This window comes from Nocardia sp. NPDC050710, from assembly GCF_040654375.1.
In the GTDB taxonomy this organism is placed as follows: domain Bacteria; phylum Actinomycetota; class Actinomycetes; order Mycobacteriales; family Mycobacteriaceae; genus Nocardia.
Map to the genome: position 1 here is coordinate 394395 of NZ_JBFAHV010000003.1, position 19421 is coordinate 413815.

Annotated in this window: 15 protein-coding genes; all 15 read right to left on the reverse strand. The window is 67.1% G+C overall.

Annotation, left to right across the window (positions count from 1 at the left end; genetic code table 11):
• Nucleotides 1–36 precede the first annotated feature (36 nt).
• On the reverse strand, nucleotides 37–1575 hold the full coding sequence (locus AB0H61_RS09670) for a DHA2 family efflux MFS transporter permease subunit (RefSeq protein ID WP_357301153.1): 1539 nt from the start codon (nucleotides 1573–1575) through the stop codon (nucleotides 37–39).
• A 109-nt stretch (nucleotides 1576–1684) separates the two neighbouring features.
• Nucleotides 1685–3616: an MFS transporter gene (locus AB0H61_RS09675; RefSeq protein ID WP_357301156.1), complete on the reverse strand. Its 1932-nt coding sequence runs from the start codon at nucleotides 3614–3616 to the stop codon at nucleotides 1685–1687.
• A gap of 240 nt (nucleotides 3617–3856) precedes the next feature.
• A complete protein-coding gene (gene alc / locus AB0H61_RS09680) occupies nucleotides 3857–4888 on the reverse strand; it encodes an allantoicase (protein WP_357301158.1) in 1032 nt (343 codons plus the stop codon).
• Between the two features lie 10 nt (nucleotides 4889–4898).
• A complete protein-coding gene (gene allB, locus AB0H61_RS09685; protein ID WP_357301160.1) occupies nucleotides 4899–6206 on the reverse strand; it encodes an allantoinase AllB in 1308 nt (435 codons plus the stop codon).
• On the reverse strand, nucleotides 6199–7392 hold the full coding sequence (locus tag AB0H61_RS09690) for a glycerate kinase (protein WP_357301162.1): 1194 nt from the start codon (nucleotides 7390–7392) through the stop codon (nucleotides 6199–6201). Before AB0H61_RS09690 ends, allB begins: the two co-directional genes overlap by 8 nt.
• Complete coding sequence (gene gcl / locus AB0H61_RS09695) at nucleotides 7389–9221, reverse strand: glyoxylate carboligase (RefSeq protein ID WP_357301164.1); 1833 nt, start codon at nucleotides 9219–9221, stop codon at nucleotides 7389–7391. The genes AB0H61_RS09690 and gcl overlap by 4 nt, the downstream gene beginning before the upstream one ends.
• 174 nt (nucleotides 9222–9395) lie before the next feature.
• Nucleotides 9396–10301, reverse strand: a complete 906-nt coding sequence (locus tag AB0H61_RS09700) for an NAD(P)-binding domain-containing protein (RefSeq protein ID WP_357301167.1) — start codon at nucleotides 10299–10301, stop codon at nucleotides 9396–9398.
• On the reverse strand, nucleotides 10298–11098 hold the full coding sequence (locus AB0H61_RS09705) for a TIM barrel protein (RefSeq protein ID WP_357301170.1): 801 nt from the start codon (nucleotides 11096–11098) through the stop codon (nucleotides 10298–10300). Before AB0H61_RS09705 ends, AB0H61_RS09700 begins: the two co-directional genes overlap by 4 nt.
• Nucleotides 11095–11475: a gamma-glutamylcyclotransferase gene (locus tag AB0H61_RS09710; RefSeq protein ID WP_357301172.1), complete on the reverse strand. Its 381-nt coding sequence runs from the start codon at nucleotides 11473–11475 to the stop codon at nucleotides 11095–11097. Before AB0H61_RS09710 ends, AB0H61_RS09705 begins: the two co-directional genes overlap by 4 nt.
• A gap of 147 nt (nucleotides 11476–11622) precedes the next feature.
• Nucleotides 11623–12783, reverse strand: a complete 1161-nt coding sequence (locus tag AB0H61_RS09715; protein ID WP_357301175.1) for an XdhC family protein — start codon at nucleotides 12781–12783, stop codon at nucleotides 11623–11625.
• Between the two features lie 4 nt (nucleotides 12784–12787).
• Nucleotides 12788–14230, reverse strand: coding sequence for an NCS2 family permease (locus AB0H61_RS09720; protein WP_357301177.1), 1443 nt, complete (start codon nucleotides 14228–14230; stop codon nucleotides 12788–12790).
• Between the two features lie 124 nt (nucleotides 14231–14354).
• Nucleotides 14355–16685 (reverse strand): molybdopterin cofactor-binding domain-containing protein, encoded by a 2331-nt coding sequence (locus AB0H61_RS09725; protein ID WP_357301180.1) that lies wholly within the window; start codon nucleotides 16683–16685, stop codon nucleotides 14355–14357.
• Nucleotides 16682–18085, reverse strand: a complete 1404-nt coding sequence (locus AB0H61_RS09730; RefSeq protein WP_357301182.1) for an 8-oxoguanine deaminase — start codon at nucleotides 18083–18085, stop codon at nucleotides 16682–16684. The genes AB0H61_RS09725 and AB0H61_RS09730 overlap by 4 nt, the downstream gene beginning before the upstream one ends.
• On the reverse strand, nucleotides 18082–18552 hold the full coding sequence (locus AB0H61_RS09735; RefSeq protein ID WP_357301184.1) for a (2Fe-2S)-binding protein: 471 nt from the start codon (nucleotides 18550–18552) through the stop codon (nucleotides 18082–18084). The genes AB0H61_RS09730 and AB0H61_RS09735 overlap by 4 nt, the downstream gene beginning before the upstream one ends.
• Entirely contained in the window at nucleotides 18552–19421 is an 870-nt protein-coding gene (locus AB0H61_RS09740; protein ID WP_357301187.1) for an FAD binding domain-containing protein, read from the reverse strand. Before AB0H61_RS09740 ends, AB0H61_RS09735 begins: the two co-directional genes overlap by 1 nt.

The following is a 19421-nucleotide window of genomic DNA, read 5'->3' on the forward strand; positions in this document are numbered from 1 at the left end:
GAATTGCTACTGCTCGACCGAAGGCCGGAGTCCGCCTCAGTGCACGAGCGACGCCCGTGCGTCCGCGTCGACCTCGGGATTCTTCGGCTTGGACCGCGGCAGGAAGGCCGCGGGCACCAGCGTCAGCACGATCAGCACCACCGCGACGACGTAGGTGTTGCCGAACGCCTCGGCGGCCTGATCCAAACCCGCCTCGATCGCACCGGGTGGCATCTTCTCCGCGATGCTCGGGTCGAGATTCGACGCGATCGCCGGTCCGGCAAGCGGCTGATCCTTCAGCAGATTGGTGAGCACCACCGAGATAGCCGCGGTGCCGATCGATCCCGCGGTCTGGTTGATGATGTTCATCAGCGTCGAACCGCGGGCGACCTGCGCGTGGGTCAGAGTCTGGATGGCCGCGGTCATGATCGGCATCATGGTGCAGCCCATGCCGAGACCCTGGATCAGCAGCGCGATCATCATCAGCCAGTACGGCGTATCGGCTGTGAGCTGGGTGAAGAACGCCATGCCGATGGACAGCAGCGTCACGCCGAACAGCACGATCTTGCCGGGGCCGATCTTATCGACCAGACGGCCCGCGATCGGCATGGTGATCATCGCGCCGAGCCCCTGCGGTGCGATCAGAAGCCCGGCCGCCATCGCGGATTCACCACGCACCTGCTGCAGGTAACTCGGCAGCAGCAATCCGGCGCCGAAGAACGCGATCGCGAACAGCACCATGGTGAGCACCGAGAAGGTCAGCGCCCTGTTGCGGAACAGATGCAGATCGATCAGCGGATGTTCGGTGCGCAGCGCATGGAATACGAACAGCACCATGAGCGTCAGGCCGATGGCGGCCGGAATCAGCACCTTCCCCGACGCGACGGTGCCCTGCTCGGGTATCGAGGAGATACCGAACAGGAACAGCGCCAGACCCGGCGAGGCCAACAGCATGCCGAGGAAGTCGAAGGATTCCGACCGCTCCGGTTTGTCCGAGGGGAACACGATGAAGGCCAGGATCAGCGCGACGATGCCGATCGGCAGGTTGATCAGGAAGATCCAGTGCCAGCTGAACGAGTCGATCAGCCAGCCGCCCAGGATCGGACCGCCGATGGGGCCCAACAGCATCGGCACGCCGAGTACCGCCATCACCCGGCCGATCCGCTCCGGACCCGCGGCGTGCGTCATGATCGTCATGCCCAGCGGCATCAGCATGCCGCCGCCGATGCCCTGGACCATACGGAAGGCGATCAGGGACTCGATATTCCACGCCGTGCTGCACAGCACCGAGCCGAGTACGAAGAAGGTCAGCGCCAGCATGTACAGCCGCTTGGTGCCGAACCGATCCGCCGCCCACCCGGTGAGCGGAATGACGGTGGCCAGCGCCAGCGTGTAGCCGGTCATCGTCCACGCCGCGATGGCGTAGCTGGTGTCGAATTCCACTTGGAAGGTGGGGATCGCGACGGCGACGACCGTGATGTCGAGGATCGACATGATCGCACCGAGGACGACGACACCGGCAACCTTGAATACCCGCGCGTCCAGCTTGTCCGAGGCCGGGTCCGGGCCGGCCTTCGTATCCGGAGGTTGGTTCACCGCTTAATGGTGTCATCCCACCATCCGAAGAGTCAGCACATTCGCGGAGCTTGGCCGATTTCCCTGTTCGCATCCCCGGGCCGACGGCGACGCCGGCCCGGGGACCGGTCTACGGCGCCAGCGTGGCGAGCTCGCGTTCGACCGACTTGTCGTGTTCCACGGCCTGCTCGGCGGCCTTCTTCGGGCTCCAGTGTCCGGCCATGATGAAGACGAACGGCAGGAATGCGATCTGCGCGATCAGGCAGATCCACCACCAGCGTTCCCATTGGGCCGGGGAGTCCTGCCGAGCCTGCACCACCTCCGTGGCGTGGGCCGCGAGGAACGCCTGGTCCTCCGCCGAGATGGTGCCGACCGCCTGCAATTGCTGGGTCGCCGTGGCCAGCTTCGGTCCGACGGTGGCGGCGACGGTCAACTCCTCCCGTGGAACCTGCTGCGTCGCCGTCAGGCGGGCGATCGCCTGATCCGCCGGAATCCCGAACTTCCGCGCGACCTGTCCGACCGCCGCGAGCCCGGCATTGACATCGGCGGGATTCGCGGCCAGCGCCGTCTGGGTGGCGGAATCGATGGCCTGCAGCGTCTGCAATTCCTGCGGATATTTGGCGTTCAGCGCGATGGTGGCCTGAATCTCGGCGGGCGTCGCGCCGGTCAGCTTGGTCAGTGCCGTCAACTGAGCGGCCTGATCGTTGGGGTTCGTTTCCAGCGCCGCGAGGGTTTCCGCACCCACCGTCTGGATGGTCGCGAGCTCCTTGCCGTGTTCGGCCTGGATCTCCGCCAACCCGGGACCATAGTTGACCAGCGTTCCGGCCGCGTTGACGACGATCAGCAAACCGAAGAGCACGACGGTGACAACGCCGCGCAGCGTGCCGCCCCAGACCGCGAGTCCTACGGCCGTAGCGGCCGGATTCCGCTCCTCGACCGTTTCGGTGAAGCTCGCCATCCAGGTGGAGTAGGCGATGCCGGTACCGACGGCGATGATCACGAAGACCCAGGCGAAGGTGTAGTAGCCGGTGTCGGGCTCATCGGTGTAGCCGATGAAGATGAACATGCCGACGATGCTGATGAGTGCGCCGACGATCATGAACGGCTTGCGCACCTTCAGATAGTCAGACGCGATGCCCGCCAGTACCAGCGCGATCGCATTGGCCGTCCAATACCAGTTGCCGAGTGCGTTCGCCTTGGCCGGACTGAAGCCGAAGTTCGTCGCCATATACACCGGCAGGAACGACACGATCGTGTAGAAGAACGCCAGGAACAGGCTGATGCCGAGGGCCGAGCCGACAATATTGAGCCGCAGCATCTGCTTCCACTGGTCACGTTCCAGCTCGCTCACGTCCAGGCCGCGGGCGCGCGCCTCGATCAGCGCGCGGTCACGCAGCGACACCATGATCTGGTCGCGCAGCTGGGGGCTCAGCTCCCGCAATCCGATCACCGCGATCACGGCGATCACCAGGCTGATCGCGCCGCACAGCCGATAGTGGAATTGCCAGTCCGGATGCGAATCCAGGGTGCGGGTGGAGATCGCGGTGGTCACGAGCGCGCCGATGACCGGCCCGAGCGTCCAGAAGCCCATCGCGGAGGCCCGGCCGAGTTGCGGTGAGAAGTCGCGGATCAGCGCGGGCGTCGCCACCAGCACCGCCCCCTCGACGACGCTCACCAGGATGTAGACGACGAGATACTGCTCTTTAGTGGTCGTCGCGGGCACCGCGAATAGCGTGAGCAGCGAACAGATCACCACGCCGTAGGCGACGATATTCGCCCGCCCCCAGCGGTCCAGCACGCCCGCGAGTACCGAGGCGGCCGCGCCGAAGGCGGCGCCGATAATGAATATCCAGACGAAATACGCGAACGACAGATCGAAGTAGTCGATCAGCTCATTGCCCACCGCGCCGGTGACGAATAGCTGGTAGTACAGCGCAATCGATGCGATGACCACCACGGATAGATACCAGGCACGCGCCGGGGTATCGGGATAATGCGGGAGCTTACGTTGCCAGAGCCCGGTGAGCAGGGTCGGCGGAGCGGAGATCGACGTCGAACTCATGGTCGAGGTGCCTTTCTAGCCACGGCACTCGCAAATATCTGGACCACTGCGATTCAGCGCCGAGTAGCCGGGTGAGAACAGGTTACAGATTCATAGTGATCTACATCACCGTTTGGAAATCCTCGTCCCGCTCACCGGTACCAGGCGTTGCACTCCCGCGATACGCGACCAGCGGGTACCTGTGGCAGTTTGTTGAATACCCGACGCTTTTCGGAGTCGCCGGGCGCATCCTCGGCCGCCCTATTCCACACCCTCCGCCCAACGAACGCGCAAACGCGCTTCACCCTCGGCAGTCAATGCGCCGCGAACCCGGAGCCGGGCCACGCCGCCGTCGGGATAGATATCGAGATGAATATGGGTTGCCTGACGTATTGCGCTGCGCCCCAATCGGAATCGGTGCGGCGTATCGGGCCGCAGTGGAGTTTCGGGAAGCAATTCGAACCAGGCCGGGTCACCCACCGGGGGCAACGGCCGCGCGTCCCCGTGATCGATGCCGAGTACCCGAGCCTGTCCGGGAGCATTGAACAGCAGGTGCGTGGTGTCGATTTCGATCAGCTCGGGGGTCCCCTGGCACGCGAGACGGATCGTCGCCCAGTCGTTGCCGTCGCCGCGGCGGCGCGCGGTCTCCCAGCCGTCCGCCTGGTTGCGGGCCAGTCCGGGAGCGAGCATATTGTCCGGAGCGGAGTAGAACATGTTCGAACACCCCACGGTGCGAGCGCCATTCTCCAGGGCGGCGAGATCGACGGTGAGCCCGGTGAGCAACGCGGGATCCGGTACGACCTCGCCGTGCACCCGGAGGCGGGCCACCCCGCCGTCCGGGTAGATATTCAGCCGCACATGCGTGAAGATCCGTGCGTCGGAGACCGGGAATTCGTTTTTCGCATCGCCGCCCAGCGCGCTGCGCGGCACGATCTCCACCCAATCGGCAGAATCGAGGTGTGCGGGCGCCGGATAGCCCGGCGCGCGGCAGGCCTGGACCGACGCGAACGGTGGATAGTTGCCCTTGAACCAGGCCGTGTCGATGACGACACCGCGGATCACCCCGGGCATGCCCAACCGGATCAACGCCCAATCGTGACCGGGCCCGCGGTGACGGCGGGTCTCCCAGCCGTCGTACTCCTGTCCCTTCGGACCGAAGGTGTGCTCGGCGAAACGCGGCTCCCACGGATTGATCAGATTCTCACGCTCCTCGAAGGATTCGTCGCTGGCGGCGATAACGCCCGCCCGGTTGGTACGCAGCGCGAGGTCGGGCAGGGTGGTGAAATCTGACATGGTTTTTCCCTCAACGGTGATGGATCAGGATGCGGCGACCGGCGGGCGAGTGACCGGCGCCCGCGACGCGGCCGCGCAACCAGGTGGTGTGTACGACGCCGGACAACTCCCGGCCCCGATACGGCGTGATCGGGTTGCGATGCGCCAGCAGCGTCGGTTCGACGGTGAACCGGGCGGTGGGATCGAAGACGACGAGATCGGCATCGCAGCCGACGGCGATCCGGCCCTTGTTCGATAGCCCCGCCAGATCGGCGGGGGCCGCGGCCATCCAGCGGGCGATATCGGTGAGCCCGAATCCGCGTTCGCGCGCGGCGGTCCACACCGCGGGCAGGCCGATCTGCAATGAGGAGATGCCGCCCCAAGCGGTGGCGAAATCGCCCTGCTTCAGGCTCGGCGTACAAGGCGAATGGTCGGAGACCACACAGCTGAGCACGCCCTCGGCCAAACCCTGCCAGAGCTTGTCCTGGTTGCCGGGATCGCGAATGGGCGGACAGCATTTGAAGGCGGTCGAGGTCGCCTCGGCGGCCGAGAACGTCAGATAGTGCGGGCAGGTCTCCGCGGTGATCCGGACGCCGCGGGCCTGGGCCGCGGCGAGCGGCTCCAGGCATTCCGCCGCCGAGACGTGCAGGATGTGGGCGCGCACGCCGGTCCGCTCCGCCAGCGCGATGACCTGCCGCACCGCGGTGGCTTCCGCGGCGCCGGGGCGGGAATCCAGGAATGCGCCGTAGGATCCGTCGCTCGGCTCGCGCAGCTGGCCGGGATCCTCGGCGTGCACGATGAGCAGTCCGTCGAAGGCCACGAGTTCGCGCATGACCTGCTCGATCTCGTCCAGACCGAGGGGTGGGAATTCGTCGACACCGGACGGGGACAGGAAGCATTTGAACCCGGCGACGCCCGCATCGTGCAGGGGACGCAGTGACGCCAGGTTGCCCGGGATAGCGCCACCCCAGAAGGCCACGTCGACATGACATTTGCCGTAGGCCGCGGAACGTTTGGTCGCCAGGTCGCCCAGGGTGACGGTGGGTGGCAGCGAGTTGAGCGGCATATCCACGATGGTGGTGACGCCACCCGCCGCGGCGGCGCTGGTGGCCGTGGCGAAGCCCTCCCATTCGGTGCGGCCGGGCTCGTTCACGTGGACGTGGGAGTCGACCAGGCCCGGGAGAACCACCAGGTCGGCGAGGTCGGCGGTGGTCGCGGCGGGCACGGTGGCATCGAATGCGGCCAGCGCCGCGATCCGGCCTTCCCGCACCGCGATTGCCGCGGGACGGATACCCTCCGGCAGGACCACCTGCCGGGATCGGATCACCAGGTCATACATGGGCTGCACCCTCCCGCTCTCGAATTTCATTGTCCCCCAACCATTCACCGGCGATTGCGCCACCGACCCGTTCCAACAGCAGCCCCGCCCGCGCCATACAGACCTCGGGATCGGGCTCGATATCTGTCAGCGCATAGGCCGCCGTGATATCCGCGCGGTGCAGTTGCTCGTCGGTGAGCGAACGCTGCCCGGCCACCGCGACCACCGGCACCGCGGTAGCGGCCGCGATTCGCGCCACCCCGATCGGCGCCTTGCCATGCAGGGATTGGCGGTCCAGCGAACCCTCGCCGGTGATGACCAGCCGGGCGCCCGCCAGCCGCTGGGCGAAACCCAGCTGCTCCAGGATGATTTCGATGCCCGGCCGGACCTGGGCGCCGAGGAAGGCGAGCGCGGCGAAACCGGCACCGCCCGCCGCACCGGCGCCCGGGCGATCCGCGACGTCGACATGCAGGTCGCGCCGCACGATCATCGCCAGCCGCGCCAACCCCCGCTCGAGATCATCGACATCCGACTGCCGAGCACCCTTCTGGCGGGCATAGACATTGGCCGCGCCACGCACCCCGAGCAACGGGTTGTCGACATCGGAGGCGACGGTCACCGGCACCCGGATCATATTGGCCGCATCGATACGCGCGAGCCGGCGTAGGGCGGCGCCGCCGGGCGGCAGCGGGCACCCGTGCTCGTCCAGGAAGCGGGCGCCGAGCGCGGTCATCATCCCCGCGCCCCCGTCGGTACAGGCGCTGCCGCCGAGGCCGAGCACGATTCGCCGGGCGCCACGGGCGGCGGCGGCCTTGATGAGTTCGCCGGTGCCCGTACTCGAGACGGTCCGCGAGGTCGAGGAGGTCGGCGGATGCGGCATGCGGCGCAGGCCGGACGCTTCGGCCAATTCCACCACGGCGGTGCCGTCGCGCATCGCGAAGGACGCGACAACCTGCTCCCCCACCGGGCCGGTGACGCTGGTGCGGAAGCGGCCGAAACCGGAGGCCACCACCGCGTCCACGGTGCCGTCACCGCCGTCGGCGATCGGCACGCACACCATGGGTACGTCGGGGCGGACGGCGCGCAACCCGGCGGCCAGATGCGCCGCGACTTCGGGCGCCGTCAGCGATCCCTTGAACTTGTCGGGGGCAATGACGCAGTGCCCATCCCGCCAGCCGCCGCGCGAGGTGCCGCGCGCCGCAATCACCAGCCGCCTCCGACCGATTCGGGCACCGGCGCCGAATCTGCCTGCGCCGCGTGTTCCTCCAGCGACGCGGTCGCGGTCGGCGCGTCCTGGAACGACACCGCCAGCTCCTCGAACTCGACGATGCCGTCGATCTCGAGGCCCATCGACACATTCGTCACCCGCTCCAGAATGACCTCGACGACCACCGGCACCCGGAACTCGACGAGCATCTTCTTCGCCTGTTCCAGCGCGGGACCGATCCCGTCCGGTTCGACGACCCGAATGGCCTTGCCGCCCAGCCCTTCCACGACCTTCACGTGGTCGACACCGTAGCCGCCGAGCTCCGGGCTGTTGATGTTGTCGAAGTCGAGCTGAACGTAGTAGTCCATATTCAGGCTGCGCTGCGCCTGGCGGATCAGCCCCAGGTACGAATTGTTCACCACCACATGGATGTACGGGATATTGAACTGCGCGCCGACCGCCAATTCCTCGATCAGGAACTGGAAGTCGTAGTCGCCGGAAAGTGCCACCACGGTGGCGTCCGGATCGGCGGTCGCGACACCGAGTGCCGCGGGCAGGGTCCAGCCCAGCGGACCGGCCTGACCGGCATTGATCCAGTGCCGTGGTCGGTAGACGTGCAATAGCTGCGCCGCCTGGATCTGCGACAGCCCGATGGTGCTGACGTAGCGGATCTCGGGGCCGAACGCCTTGTTCATCTCCTCGTAGACCCGCTGCGGCTTGATCGGTACCGCGTCGAAGTGAGTCTTGCGCAGCCCCTCTTGCTTTCGCTTCCGGACCTCCGTGGCCCAGGCGGTGCGGTCGGCGAGTTCTCCGGCGGCCGAGCGTTCGCGGGCGATGGCGATGAACGCGGCCAGTGCGGCGCCCGCATCGGAGGTGATGCCGAAGTCGGGGGCGAAGACCCGGCCGACCTGGGTGGGTTCGATATCGACGTGTACGAAAGTGCGTCCCTTGGTGTAGGTTTCGACGCCGCCCGTATGCCGGTTCGCCCACCGGTTTCCGATGCCGAGCACGAAGTCCGATTCCAGCAGGGTGGCATTGCCGTAACGGTGCGAGGTCTGCAGCCCGACCATGCCCGCGTGCAGCGGGTGATCGTCGGGAATGGCGCCCCAGGCCATCAGCGTCGGCACCACGGGAATGCCGGTCAGCTCGGCGAATTCGACGAGCAGTGCGGCGGCATCGGCATTCACGATTCCGCCGCCGGCCACGATGAGCGGGCGTTGCGCGGCGTTCACCATGGCTAGGACCTTTTCGGCCTGCGCGCGGGTCGCCGCGGGACGGTGCACCTCGAGCGGTTCGTAGGTCTCGATATCGAATTCGATCTCGGCCAGCTGCACATCGATCGGCAGGTCGATGAGCACCGGACCCGGCCTGCCCTCGCGCATCAACCGGAATGCCTTCTGGAAGGTGCCGGGCACCTGCGCGGGCTCCAGCACCGTGACCGCCCACTTGCTTACCGGAGCGGCGATCGCGGCGATATCGACGGCCTGGAAATCCTCCTTGTGCAGTTTGGCCACCGGCGCCTGACCGGTGATGCACAGGATCGGAATGGAATCGGCACTGGCGGAATACAGGCCGGTGATCATGTCGGTGCCCGCCGGACCGGAGGTTCCTATGCAGACACCGATATTGCCCGCGGCGGCCCGGGTGTAACCCTCGGCCATATGCGAGGCGGCCTCGACGTGGCGAGCCAGGACATGGCGGATGCCGCCGTGCGCCTTCATCGCGCTGTAGAAGGGGTTGATCGCCGCGCCGGGCAGCCCGAAAGCCTGTGTCGCGCCCTCCTTTTCGAGAATCAGTACCGCGGCGTCCACGGCGCGCATCCGTGCCATCTCAGCACGCCCTCTCTGTCGGTGCGGTCAGCTTCGACGGGACCGCCGCCGACTCGCTCGCGGCTTCGTCGAATGCCTGGGCGACACGGTCCGCGGGATCTGTGCTCAGGACCCACCCCTCGGGGATTCGAACAGCACACACTCCGTGCCGGTGCGCGGTCGAGGCAGCCGCGTTCATGCCGCGCTCCCCGCGGCTGCCGCCTCGTCGCGTCCACTCAGCGCCTCGGTGACCAGCAGCAAACCCGAATGATCCAGGCTGCCATAGCCCATCGCGCGGGCAGCGGCGATCAACTGGGCGGTCAGCGCCCCCATGGGGATAGCCACCTCGGCATCGCGGGCCGCCTGCTGGATGATGCCCATATCCTTGTGGTGCAGATCGATCCGGAAGCCCGGCACGAAGTTGCGTGCCAGCATGGTCTCGCGTTTGAGTTCGAGGATCCGGCTGCTCGCGAGTCCGCCCGCGAGCACGTCCAGGCCCTTCGCCGCATCCGCGCCGAGGTTCTCCATCAGCACGATCGCCTCGGCGACCAGCGCGTAGGTGCCGCCGACCACAAGTTGATTGGCGGCCTTCACCACCTGGCCGGTGCCGTTCGGCCCGACCAGCGCGTAGGTCTTGCCGACCGCCGCGAAAATCGGTGTGGCGGCCTCGAAATCGGTCTCCGACCCACCGACCATGATCGACAGCGCGGCGTTGACCGCCCCGGTCTCCCCGCCACTGACCGGGGCGTCCAGCACCCGCAGACCCTGTTTCGCGCCCTGTTCGGCGGTCCACCGCGCCGTCTTCGGGGTGATGGTCGAGAAGTCGATATAGAGCGTGCCGGGCGCGGCGTGCTCGAGTACCTCGGTGAAGACCTGCTCGACCTGCTCGTCCTGCGGCAGCATGGTGATCACGATGTCGGTGTCGCGCACGGCTTCCGCGACGCTCGCGGCCACCGCACCGCCCGCGGCCTTCAACTTCTCCGGCCCGGCCGGGCCGAGGTCGTATCCCGCGACAGCATGGCCCGCGGCGACCAGGTGGCCCGCCATCGGGCTGCCCATGATCCCCAGGCCGATGAATCCGATCTTCCTTCGCTCGCTCATTTGATCCACTCCCAATCCAGCTCGGGGTCCTTGTATTCGAGTCCGATCCAGCCGTCGTAGCCGGACGCGGTGAGGGTGCCGAAGAGCCCGGCGAAGTCCAGTTCGCCGGTGCCGGGACGGCCGCGGCCGGGGCTGTCGGCGATCTGTACATGACCGATGCGTGGCGCGTGGGTGGTGATCACCTCGGTCAGGTCCTCCCCCATGCGCGCGAGGTGGTAGAGGTCGCAGAGGAATCGCACATTGGGCTCGCCGGTCTGCTCGATGATCCGCATCGCATGTGCCGCCGAGACGATCGGATAGTCCGGCGATTCATCGGAGTTCAAGGCTTCGAGCAGCACCGCGGCGCCGATTTCGGCGGCCGCGCGGGCGGCGAGCCGCAAATTCTCCAGGGCGATCTCGTCCTGCTTCTCCGGATCGGCGCCCGGAATCCGATTGCCGTACAGGGCATTCAATGCGCGGCAGCCGGTACGCTCGGCAATGCCGACGGCCACGTCGATATTGTCGCGGAACCGGGCGACCTCCTCCGGCACCGAGACGAGACCGCGGCCGGATGGAATCAGATCGATGAAATTCAGGCCGATCAAATCCACACCGGCATCGTGGATCGCGCGCACGAACGCGTCGATCTCCTTATCGCCGGGCGTCGCCGCCGTGCCGAACGGCCACCAGAATTCGACCGCGTCGAAGCCCGCTGCCTTGGCGGCGGCCGGTCGTTCCAGCAAGGGGAGTTCGGTGAACAGAATCGAACAGTTCACGTCGAATTTGGGGAGTCCGGTCGTCCCCGCGGGCCGAGTCATACAGTTCCTTCGCGATACTTCTGCCAGCTGCCGATGGCGGTGATGTCGATCAATTGCGGATACGAGGTGGGCGGCCTGCGCAACACCATCGAGAGCACGGACCTACCGTCGTCCAGGGCGATGACCCCGAGCTCGAGCTCCGGCGGCTCGGCGGGCAGCAGGCGCTCCCGCAGCACCTCCAGCGGAACGTCGAACAGTTCGCCGCTGATCGCCGCGCCACCGTCCGGGGTCGGCGCGAGGCCGGGGAAACGGTCGCCGACGGAGTAGAAGCGGTAGCGCGGCGCGGTCTCGGCCGCCCCCGCGAACGGCGCACCGCCGAGCAGGTGGTTGAGCGGTCCGCCGCGCATGGCGGAGCCGTTCAGGAATATCAACGGCATGCGGAGCCTCCCTTCTTTATCGAATGTCGAATGAATTGCGCCGAGCGCGCGGTGCGATACCATGCTCCGAAATATCCGAGCGCAGGGATGTTTTCGTTTGTCCAAGTATCGACATCGAATACGCGACGCGGCTAGTCGCGAATAGCCCTAAGCCGGACGATCACGGCGGAGGTCATTTCGTATGATGCTCCAGCCACGGTGTTCGGCGACGCCGCGCGGCCGCTGCGGTACCGCCGGATCGCGGACGATATCGCCGTCGGCTGCGTGGATGGGACCGTTGGTGGCCGAGAGCGAACGCGCCGAGCCGCCCCGCCGTAGCGCGACGATTTCGGCGGCGACGGCCACCGCCGTCTCCTCCGCGGTGCGTCCGCCGAGATCCAGGCCGATCGGCGAATGCAATTGCGCCAGTTCGCTTTCTGTCATTCCGGCGGCGCGCAACCGGGCCATTCGATCCTCGTGGGTCCGGCGCGAACCCATCGCGCCCACGTAGGCCACCGGCAGCCGAAGGGCCACCTCGAGTAGCGGCACGTCGAATTTCGCGTCGTGGGTGAGAACGCAGAGTACGGTCCGCGAATCCACCGGGGTACGTGCGAGATACCGGTTCGGCCATTCGACAACGACCTCGTGCGCATCGGGAAACCGCGCGCGGGTGGCGAATACTCGACGTGCGTCGCACACCGTGACGTGATAGCCGAGGAATCGGCCGATCCGCGTGACGGCGGCCGCGAAATCGATGGCGCCGAAAACGATCATTCTCGGTGGCGGAACATAGGATTCGACGAAAACTGTGACTTCGCGATCGGCGCAGCCGATGATCCGCCGCCCGGTCGCGCCCATTTCGAGCATGGCGCGTGCCTGCGCCACCACCGCCTCGTCGAATGTCGCGCCGATCTTCCACCACGAGCCCACCGCCAGGGTCGCGCCGGTGTTCAGATCCCGGACCAGCGCCACCTGCTCCTCGGATCGCAGCACCGCCTCCAGCGGCACCAGGTCCTCCGGCGTAATCGGCTGGACGAAGACCTCCAGTACGCCGCCGCAGGTCAGCCCCACGGCGAAGGCCTCGTCGTCGCTGTACCCGAAGGTTTCGCGCACCGGCCGCCCGGTGCGCAGCGCCTCACGACAGAGCTCGTACACCGCGCCCTCGACGCAGCCACCGGAAATGCTGCCGATGACGGTGCCATCGATATCCACGGCCAGGGTGGCGCCGGGTGCGCGGGGTGCGCTCCCGGTGACGCCGATGACGGTGGCGAGAGCGTAAGGCCTTCCGGCCGCATGCCATTCGAGGAGTTCTGCCGTGAGGTCGCGCATTGTTCTATCCGCCCAACAGGAGTTCGATTGCCGAGATACCGAAGTAGCCGGCGAAGACCGCGCCGACCGCCCAGAGCAGCCAGTGGATTTCGCCGAATTTGCCGCGTGCCGCCTTGATCACCACGTAGGCGATGACACCCGCGCCGACACCGTTGGTGATGGAGTAGGTGAACGGCATCAGGGCGATGGTCAGGAAGGCGGGCACCGCGACCTCCAGATCGGACCAGTCGATCTTGCGGGCCTGGGTCATCATGAGCGCGCCGACCAGGACCAGCGCCGGAGCGGCGGCCTGGATCGGCACCACCGCGGCGAGCGGGGTGAAAAGCACGGCGAGACAGAAGAGTCCGCCGGTCACTACGCTGGTCAGGCCGGTACGGGCGCCCTCACCGACACCCGTCGCCGACTCGACGTACACGGTATTGCCCGCACCGCCGCTGACCCCGCCGATGATCTGGCCGAGTCCGTCGATGGTGAGCACCTTGCCAAGCCCCGGCATGGTGCCGCGCTCGTCGAGCAGGCCCGCCTCGTCGCAGACCCCGAAGACGGTGCCCATGGCGTCGAAGAATCCGGTCAGCACCAGGGTGAACAGCACCACGCCCGCGACCAGCCCGCCCGCCTCGGCGAATCCGCCGAAGAGGTCGATGCCGAACATCAGCCCGAAGTCGGGCGCGGCGAACAGCCGATCCGGGGTTTCCGGAACCACCGTCCCCCACTCCTCGGCGTCGATCTTCGCCGCGGCGTTGATCGCGATGGCGAGCACGGTGGCGACGGCGATGCTGATCAGGATCGCGCCGGGCACCTTGCGCAGGTAGAGCGCCAGCATCAGCAGCAAGCCGACGCCGAAAACCACCACCGGCCAACCGCTCAGGTGACCGCCGGCGCCGAGCGTGACGGGCGGGCCGTCGGCCGGGCCGTGGCCGACCACGCCCGCGGAGACCAATCCGATCAACGCGATGAACATGCCGATCCCGACGCCGATGGCGTTCTTCAGCGCGAGCGGAATCGCGTTGATGATCATCGTGCGCAGGCCGGTGGCGGCCATGATCACGATGATGATGCCCATCAGCACCACCAGGCCCATGGTCTGGGCCCAGGTCATATGCGGTGCGGCCTGGTAGGCGACGACCGGCACCACACCGAGTCCGGCGGCCAGCGCCAGCGGCACATTGCCGACCAGACCCATCAGAATGGTGCTGAGTCCGGCGGAAAACGCGGTGGCGGTGGTGAGTTGGACGATATCCAGGCTCGCACCGTTGACATCCTTGACGCCGCCCAGGATCAGCGGGACCAGTAGGATGACGTAGGCCATCGCCACGAATGTGGTGACGCCGCCGCGAATCTCCCTGGAAACAGTGGTTTTTCGTTCGTGCAACCGGAAGATCCGGTCGAGTGCGGACCGGCCGGTCGCCGGATCCGGCGAGCTGGGCTTGGTCTGTACTTGGGTCATGGCATGCCCTCCTCGGGGCGCAGCCGACCTACGATCCGCGAGGTTTGGCGGAACGCTTGGTTCGGTTATGCGGTTGTGGGGTCCCTCCCGTGCGCTGGCGAGTCGCGCGGGCTGCCCCTGTTGATCAACTGCTCCGGATGATGTCTTCCGGTCGCACAGGCACTCTGGTGAGTTGCCCGTTTCCACCTCGGGATCGGCACGCATCGCGGATGGCCGCGACGATCGCCGGGGTGGAGGAGAGCGTGGGTGGCTCTCCGGCGCCGCGCAGCCCGTATGGGGCGTGCGGATCGGCATTTTCCAGAATCTCCAGCCGCTGTGGCGGCGTATCGAGAATCGTGGGGATGAGATAGTCCGTGAAGGACGGGTTCAATACCTTTCCGTCCCTGACCTGTATTTCCTCCATTACCGCCAGGCCCAACCCCTGTGCGGAGCCGCCGTGGATCTGGCCCTCCAGGGATAGGCGGTTCATGATCTTCCCGACGTCCTGAACCGCGTCCAGGGCGACGACCTTCACCAGGCCGAGTTCGGTATCGACATCGACCACGGCGCGGTGTACGCACAGGGCCAGCTGGGTGTGGCTATTGCCCTGTCCGGTTATGGGATCCATGCCCGTGGTCGGCCGGTGCTGGTACACGCGGGTCTCTTCGATGACCCCCTCATCCAGGACATCGACGATCGCGGCGAGCACCTCTCCCGATGCCGAGACCACCTTGCCGCCGATCAGCGCGGCCGCCTGCGCGTGCCCCTGCTCGACGGCGAGGTCGAGCAGACGTTGTCGCACGGCCTCGCAGGCGGTCTTGACGGCCCCGCCGGTCATGTAGGTCTGCCGGGAGGCCGAGGACGAACCGGCATCGCCGATCTGGTTGTCGGCGGGGTGGATGGTGACCCGTTCGATGCCGAGTTCGGTACGCGCGATCTGCGCCTCCACCGTCACCAGCCCCTGGCCCACCTCGGCGGCCGCGGTGTGCACCAGCGCAACCGGTTCTCCGGCAATGACTTCCAGCCGCACCCGGGCGGTCGAGTAGTCGTCGAAACCCTCGGAGAAGCAGATGTTCTTGATGCCGACGCCGTAGCCGATGCCGCGCACGACGCCCTCGCCGTGTGTGGTCTGCGATGCGCCGCCGGGCAGGTTCCGAATATCGGTGGGGTCCAGGGCTTCCGGCAACGGCATCGCCCGCAGCTGCCCGAGCATCTCGGCCAGCGGGGTCGGTGCATGCAGCACCTGGCCGGTCGCGAGCTTGGAACCCTGGGTGACCGCATTGATCTGGCGCACGTGCACCGGATCGAGCTCCAGCGCCTGCGCGATCTTGTCCAGCATCGACTCGTGCGCGAAACACGCCTGCACCGCCCCGAATCCGCGCATCGCACCGCACGGCGGGTTGTTGGTGTAGACCCCGTACGCGTCGATCTCCAGGTGCGGAATCTCGTAGGGCCCCAGCGCAAGCGACGCGGCGTTCCCGGTGACATTGAGGGTGGCGGAGGTGTAGGCGCCGCCGTCCAGCACGATCTGCACCTTGGCGAAGACGATCTTGCCCGCCTGGGTGACGCCGTATTCGTAGTGCATCTGCGCCGGATGGCGGTGCACGTGCCCGAAGAACGACTCCTCGCGGTTGTACATCATCTTGATCGGCTTACCGGTGTAGAGCGCCAGCATGCCCGCGTGGATCTGCATGGACAGGTCCTCGCGCCCGCCGAAGGCGCCGCCGATGCCGGCCATGGTCATCCGAATCTTGTCGTCGGACAGACCGAGACACGGGCCGATCTGCGACAGATCGTTGTGCATCCACTGGGTGGCGACATAGAAGTCGAGGCCGCCGTCCTCACCTGGCGCCACCAGGCCGGACTCCGGACCGAGGAAGGCCTGGTCCTGGATGCCGACGTGATAGCGCTCGGAGATAACCAGATCCGCCAGCGCGCGACCGACTTCGATATCGCCAACCCGCACCGGCTGATGCCGGGCGATACCACCCCGCTTCTGTACCTTCAGGCCTTCGGGATCGGCGATCACGGCGAGCGGATCGGTAATGGGTTCCAGCACCTCCCACTCGATGGCAATGGCTTCCATGGCGCGCCGGGCGATTTCGGGATGGTCGGCGGCGACCAAGGCAATCGGCTCGCCCTGATGCCGGACCTCGCCGATGGCGAGCACCGGCTGATCCCAGGTGTGGTCGAGGCCGTACATCTTGCGACCCGGGACTTCCTCGTGGGTGAGTACCGCGTGTACGCCAGGCAGTTCCAGCGCGGGGCCGATATCGATGCTCAGGATGCGGGCACGTGGGTGCGGGCTGCGCAGGGTCGCGCCCCACAGCATGCCGTCCATCCACAGATCGGAGGCGTAGGCGAATTCGCCGCGCACCTTGAGGGTGCCATCGGGGCGCAGCGGGCTTTCACCGATACCGCCCCTGCCCGGCGCGGCGACCTCGCTCGGAAAACGGGTAGTGCGTGGCACGGTCATCGAGACTCCTCCCCCAGCAACCGATTGCGCGCGACCGCACCGGCCGCACCGATCGCATCGTGCGAGACGGTGCGCAGTTCATCGTTCTCGACGATGGTGCGACCACCGACGAGCAGCCGAGTCAGTGGCGGCTGTGGCCCGAAGACCAAGGCGCACACCGGATCCTGGACCGCGGCGCGGAAGCCGTCGACACGCCAGACGGCGATATCGGCGAGCTTGCCGGGTTCGAGGCTGCCGATCTCGAACTGCCTGCCCAGATTCCGGGCACCACCGAGGGTGCCGACCTCCAGGGCCTGCCGGGCGGTCAGCGCGGTCGGACCGTGCACCGCGCGCTGGAACAGCATGGTCTGGCGCAATTCGCCGACCAGCGAGGTCAGTTCGCTCGAGGCCGCGCCGTCGACACCGAGGCCCACCGGCGCACCCGCCTGCAATAGATCGGAGACGCGGGCAATGCCCGCACCGAGCCTGGCATTCGAGCTCGGGCAGTGCGCCGAGCCGGTGCCGGTCTCCGCGAAGCGACGAATATCGGCGTCGTGCAGGTGCACGGCGTGCGCGAACCAGACGTCCTCACCCAGCCAGCCGAGCTTTTCCATGTATTCGACAGGGGTGCAACCCATCTGCTCGCGGCAGTGCTCTTCCTCGTCCAGGGTTTCGGCGAGGTGGGTGTGCAGCCGGACGCCCTTGCTCCGAGCCAGCGACGCCGACTCGGTCATCAGCTCCGCGCTGACCGAGAAGGGCGAGCAGGGCGCCACGGCGACCCGCAGCATCGAATCGAAGGCCGGATCGTGGTACTTGTCGATGAGTTCCGCGGTGTTGGCCAGGATCTCGTCGCGATCCTCGACCACCTCGTCGGGCGGCAGGCCACCGTCGGACTGTCCGCGATCCATCGAGCCGCGGCACGGCTGGAAGCGCAGGCCGAGCTCACCCGCGGCGCGGACCTCGGCTTCGAAGAGGTCGCCCCGCCGCTTCGGGAAAATGTAGTGGTGATCGCTGCTGGTGGTGCAGCCGGTCAGGGCCAGCCAGCCCAGACCCGCACTGGCCGCGCCGTATACGACCTCGGCGTCCATCCGGGCCCAGATGCGATACAGGCCGGTCAGCCATTCGAAGAGCGTCGAGTCCTGGAACAGGCCCTGGGTCGCCCATTGGTAGAGGTGATGGTGGGTATTGACCAGACCCGGGGTGACCAGGCAGCCGGTGGCATCGATGTGCTCGGCGTCCGGTACCGCCGGGGCCCGGCCGGCGCCGATCGATTCGATCCGGCCGTTCCGGACGATGAGATACCCGGACGGGATCTCGGCACCGATAACCGGTGCGATGTAAGCATTGTCGATAACAACGCTCGGCCCTCCTATCTCCCGGCCACCGCCCCGCACGGAATCGCTACGCGTACCTGCGCTCATTTGCCCGCCTTCCGCTGCGCCGCGAGCCGCACGGCGTCCAGGATCTTCTCGTATCCGGTGCACCGGCACAGATTTCCGGCGAGCGCCTCGCGGATCTCCACATCCGACGGCTCGGGATTGCGTTCGATCAGATCGTGCGCCTGGACGATGAGTCCCGGTGTGCAGAAACCGCATTGGACCGCACCCGCCTCGACGAAGGCTTGCTGCATGGGATCCAATGCGGCCCCGGTGGCCAGGCCCTCCACGGTGCGGACCGCGCGCCCCTCCACCTGACCGGCCGCGACCAGACACGCGCAGACCGGGGTACCGTCCAAATAGACCGTGCACGAACCACATTCACCCTGTTCACAGGCGTTCTTGGAGCCGGGAAGACCCATCCGCTCGCGAAGCATATAGAGCAGGCTCTCGCCCTCCCACACATCGTCGACCGTCTCCGGGGATCCGTTCACATCGAAGGTCACGCGCATCAGGCCGCCTTCCTTTCTGCTAGATAGTCGGTCCAGGCCCAGCTCAGGGTGCGGCGGGCCAGTACCGACAGGGCATGTTTGCGATAGTCGGCGGTGCCGCGGACGTCGTCGATCGGCTTCGCGGCCGCAGCCACCAGCGCCCCGAATTCGCGCAGCACCGGTTCGCCGAGCGGCGTGGGACGCTGCCAAGGCAGCTGGGCGGCAAGAAAATCCTCGGCCGGATGCGCACGCAGCGGCGTCGGTCCGGCCGAGCCGATGCCGGTGCGGGCCGTCCCGGACTCGGGATACAGCGCGACGGCGAACGAGCACACCGCGATCACCATGGCATTGCGAGTGCCGACCTTCGAGAAGTACTGCGGCCCCGCGGCGGGCGGCAACCAGATGGCGCGGATCAGCTCGTCGGCTTCCAGCGCGTTCTTCTTCACCCAGACGTAGAAGTCATCGATCGGAATCATCCGGCTACCGCGGGCGGCGGACTCCACCTCGATCACCGCATCACCCGCGAGCAGCGCGGGATGGGTGTCCCCGGCCGGGGAGGCGGCGCCGAGATTGCCGCCGACGGTGCCGCGATTGCGGATCTGCGGTGAGCCCACGGTGCGGGAGGCCTGGGCCAGGCCGGGCAGCCGACCACCGAGGCGATTGATGATCCGCACATACGGGACACCGGCGCCGATGCGCAGCCGCCCGTCGTGCTCGGAGTACTGGAACAATTCGCGACAGCGGTTGAGATCGAGCAGGGCAGCCGGGCGGCCCTTGTCGAAATTGAGCTCGACCATGATGTCGGTGCCTCCCTGAATGGGGGTGGCGTCCGGGCGGTCGGCCTTCAACTCGAGGGCTTCGGCCCAGCTGTCGGGTCGTAGGAAATCCAT

Excerpts from the sequence above, each read along its gene's own strand:
- AB0H61_RS09675 (WP_357301156.1), bottom strand. The coding sequence starts at position 3,616 with ATGAGTTCGACGTCGATCTCCGCTCCGCCGACCCTGCTCACCGGGCTC.
- alc (WP_357301158.1), bottom strand. The coding sequence starts at position 4,888 with ATGTCAGATTTCACCACCCTGCCCGACCTCGCGCTGCGTACCAACCGG.
- allB (WP_357301160.1), bottom strand. The coding sequence starts at position 6,206 with ATGTATGACCTGGTGATCCGATCCCGGCAGGTGGTCCTGCCGGAGGGT.
- gcl (WP_357301164.1), bottom strand. The coding sequence starts at position 9,221 with ATGGCACGGATGCGCGCCGTGGACGCCGCGGTACTGATTCTCGAAAAG.
- AB0H61_RS09700 (WP_357301167.1), bottom strand. The coding sequence starts at position 10,301 with ATGAGCGAGCGAAGGAAGATCGGATTCATCGGCCTGGGGATCATGGGC.
- AB0H61_RS09705 (WP_357301170.1), bottom strand. The coding sequence starts at position 11,098 with ATGACTCGGCCCGCGGGGACGACCGGACTCCCCAAATTCGACGTGAAC.
- AB0H61_RS09710 (WP_357301172.1), bottom strand. The coding sequence starts at position 11,475 with ATGCCGTTGATATTCCTGAACGGCTCCGCCATGCGCGGCGGACCGCTC.
- AB0H61_RS09715 (WP_357301175.1), bottom strand. The coding sequence starts at position 12,783 with ATGCGCGACCTCACGGCAGAACTCCTCGAATGGCATGCGGCCGGAAGG.
- AB0H61_RS09720 (WP_357301177.1), bottom strand. The coding sequence starts at position 14,230 with ATGACCCAAGTACAGACCAAGCCCAGCTCGCCGGATCCGGCGACCGGC.
- AB0H61_RS09725 (WP_357301180.1), bottom strand. The coding sequence starts at position 16,685 with ATGACCGTGCCACGCACTACCCGTTTTCCGAGCGAGGTCGCCGCGCCG.
- AB0H61_RS09730 (WP_357301182.1), bottom strand. The coding sequence starts at position 18,085 with ATGAGCGCAGGTACGCGTAGCGATTCCGTGCGGGGCGGTGGCCGGGAG.
- AB0H61_RS09735 (WP_357301184.1), bottom strand. The coding sequence starts at position 18,552 with ATGCGCGTGACCTTCGATGTGAACGGATCCCCGGAGACGGTCGACGAT.
- AB0H61_RS09740 (WP_357301187.1), bottom strand. The coding sequence starts at position 19,421 with ATGGATTTCCTACGACCCGACAGCTGGGCCGAAGCCCTCGAGTTGAAG.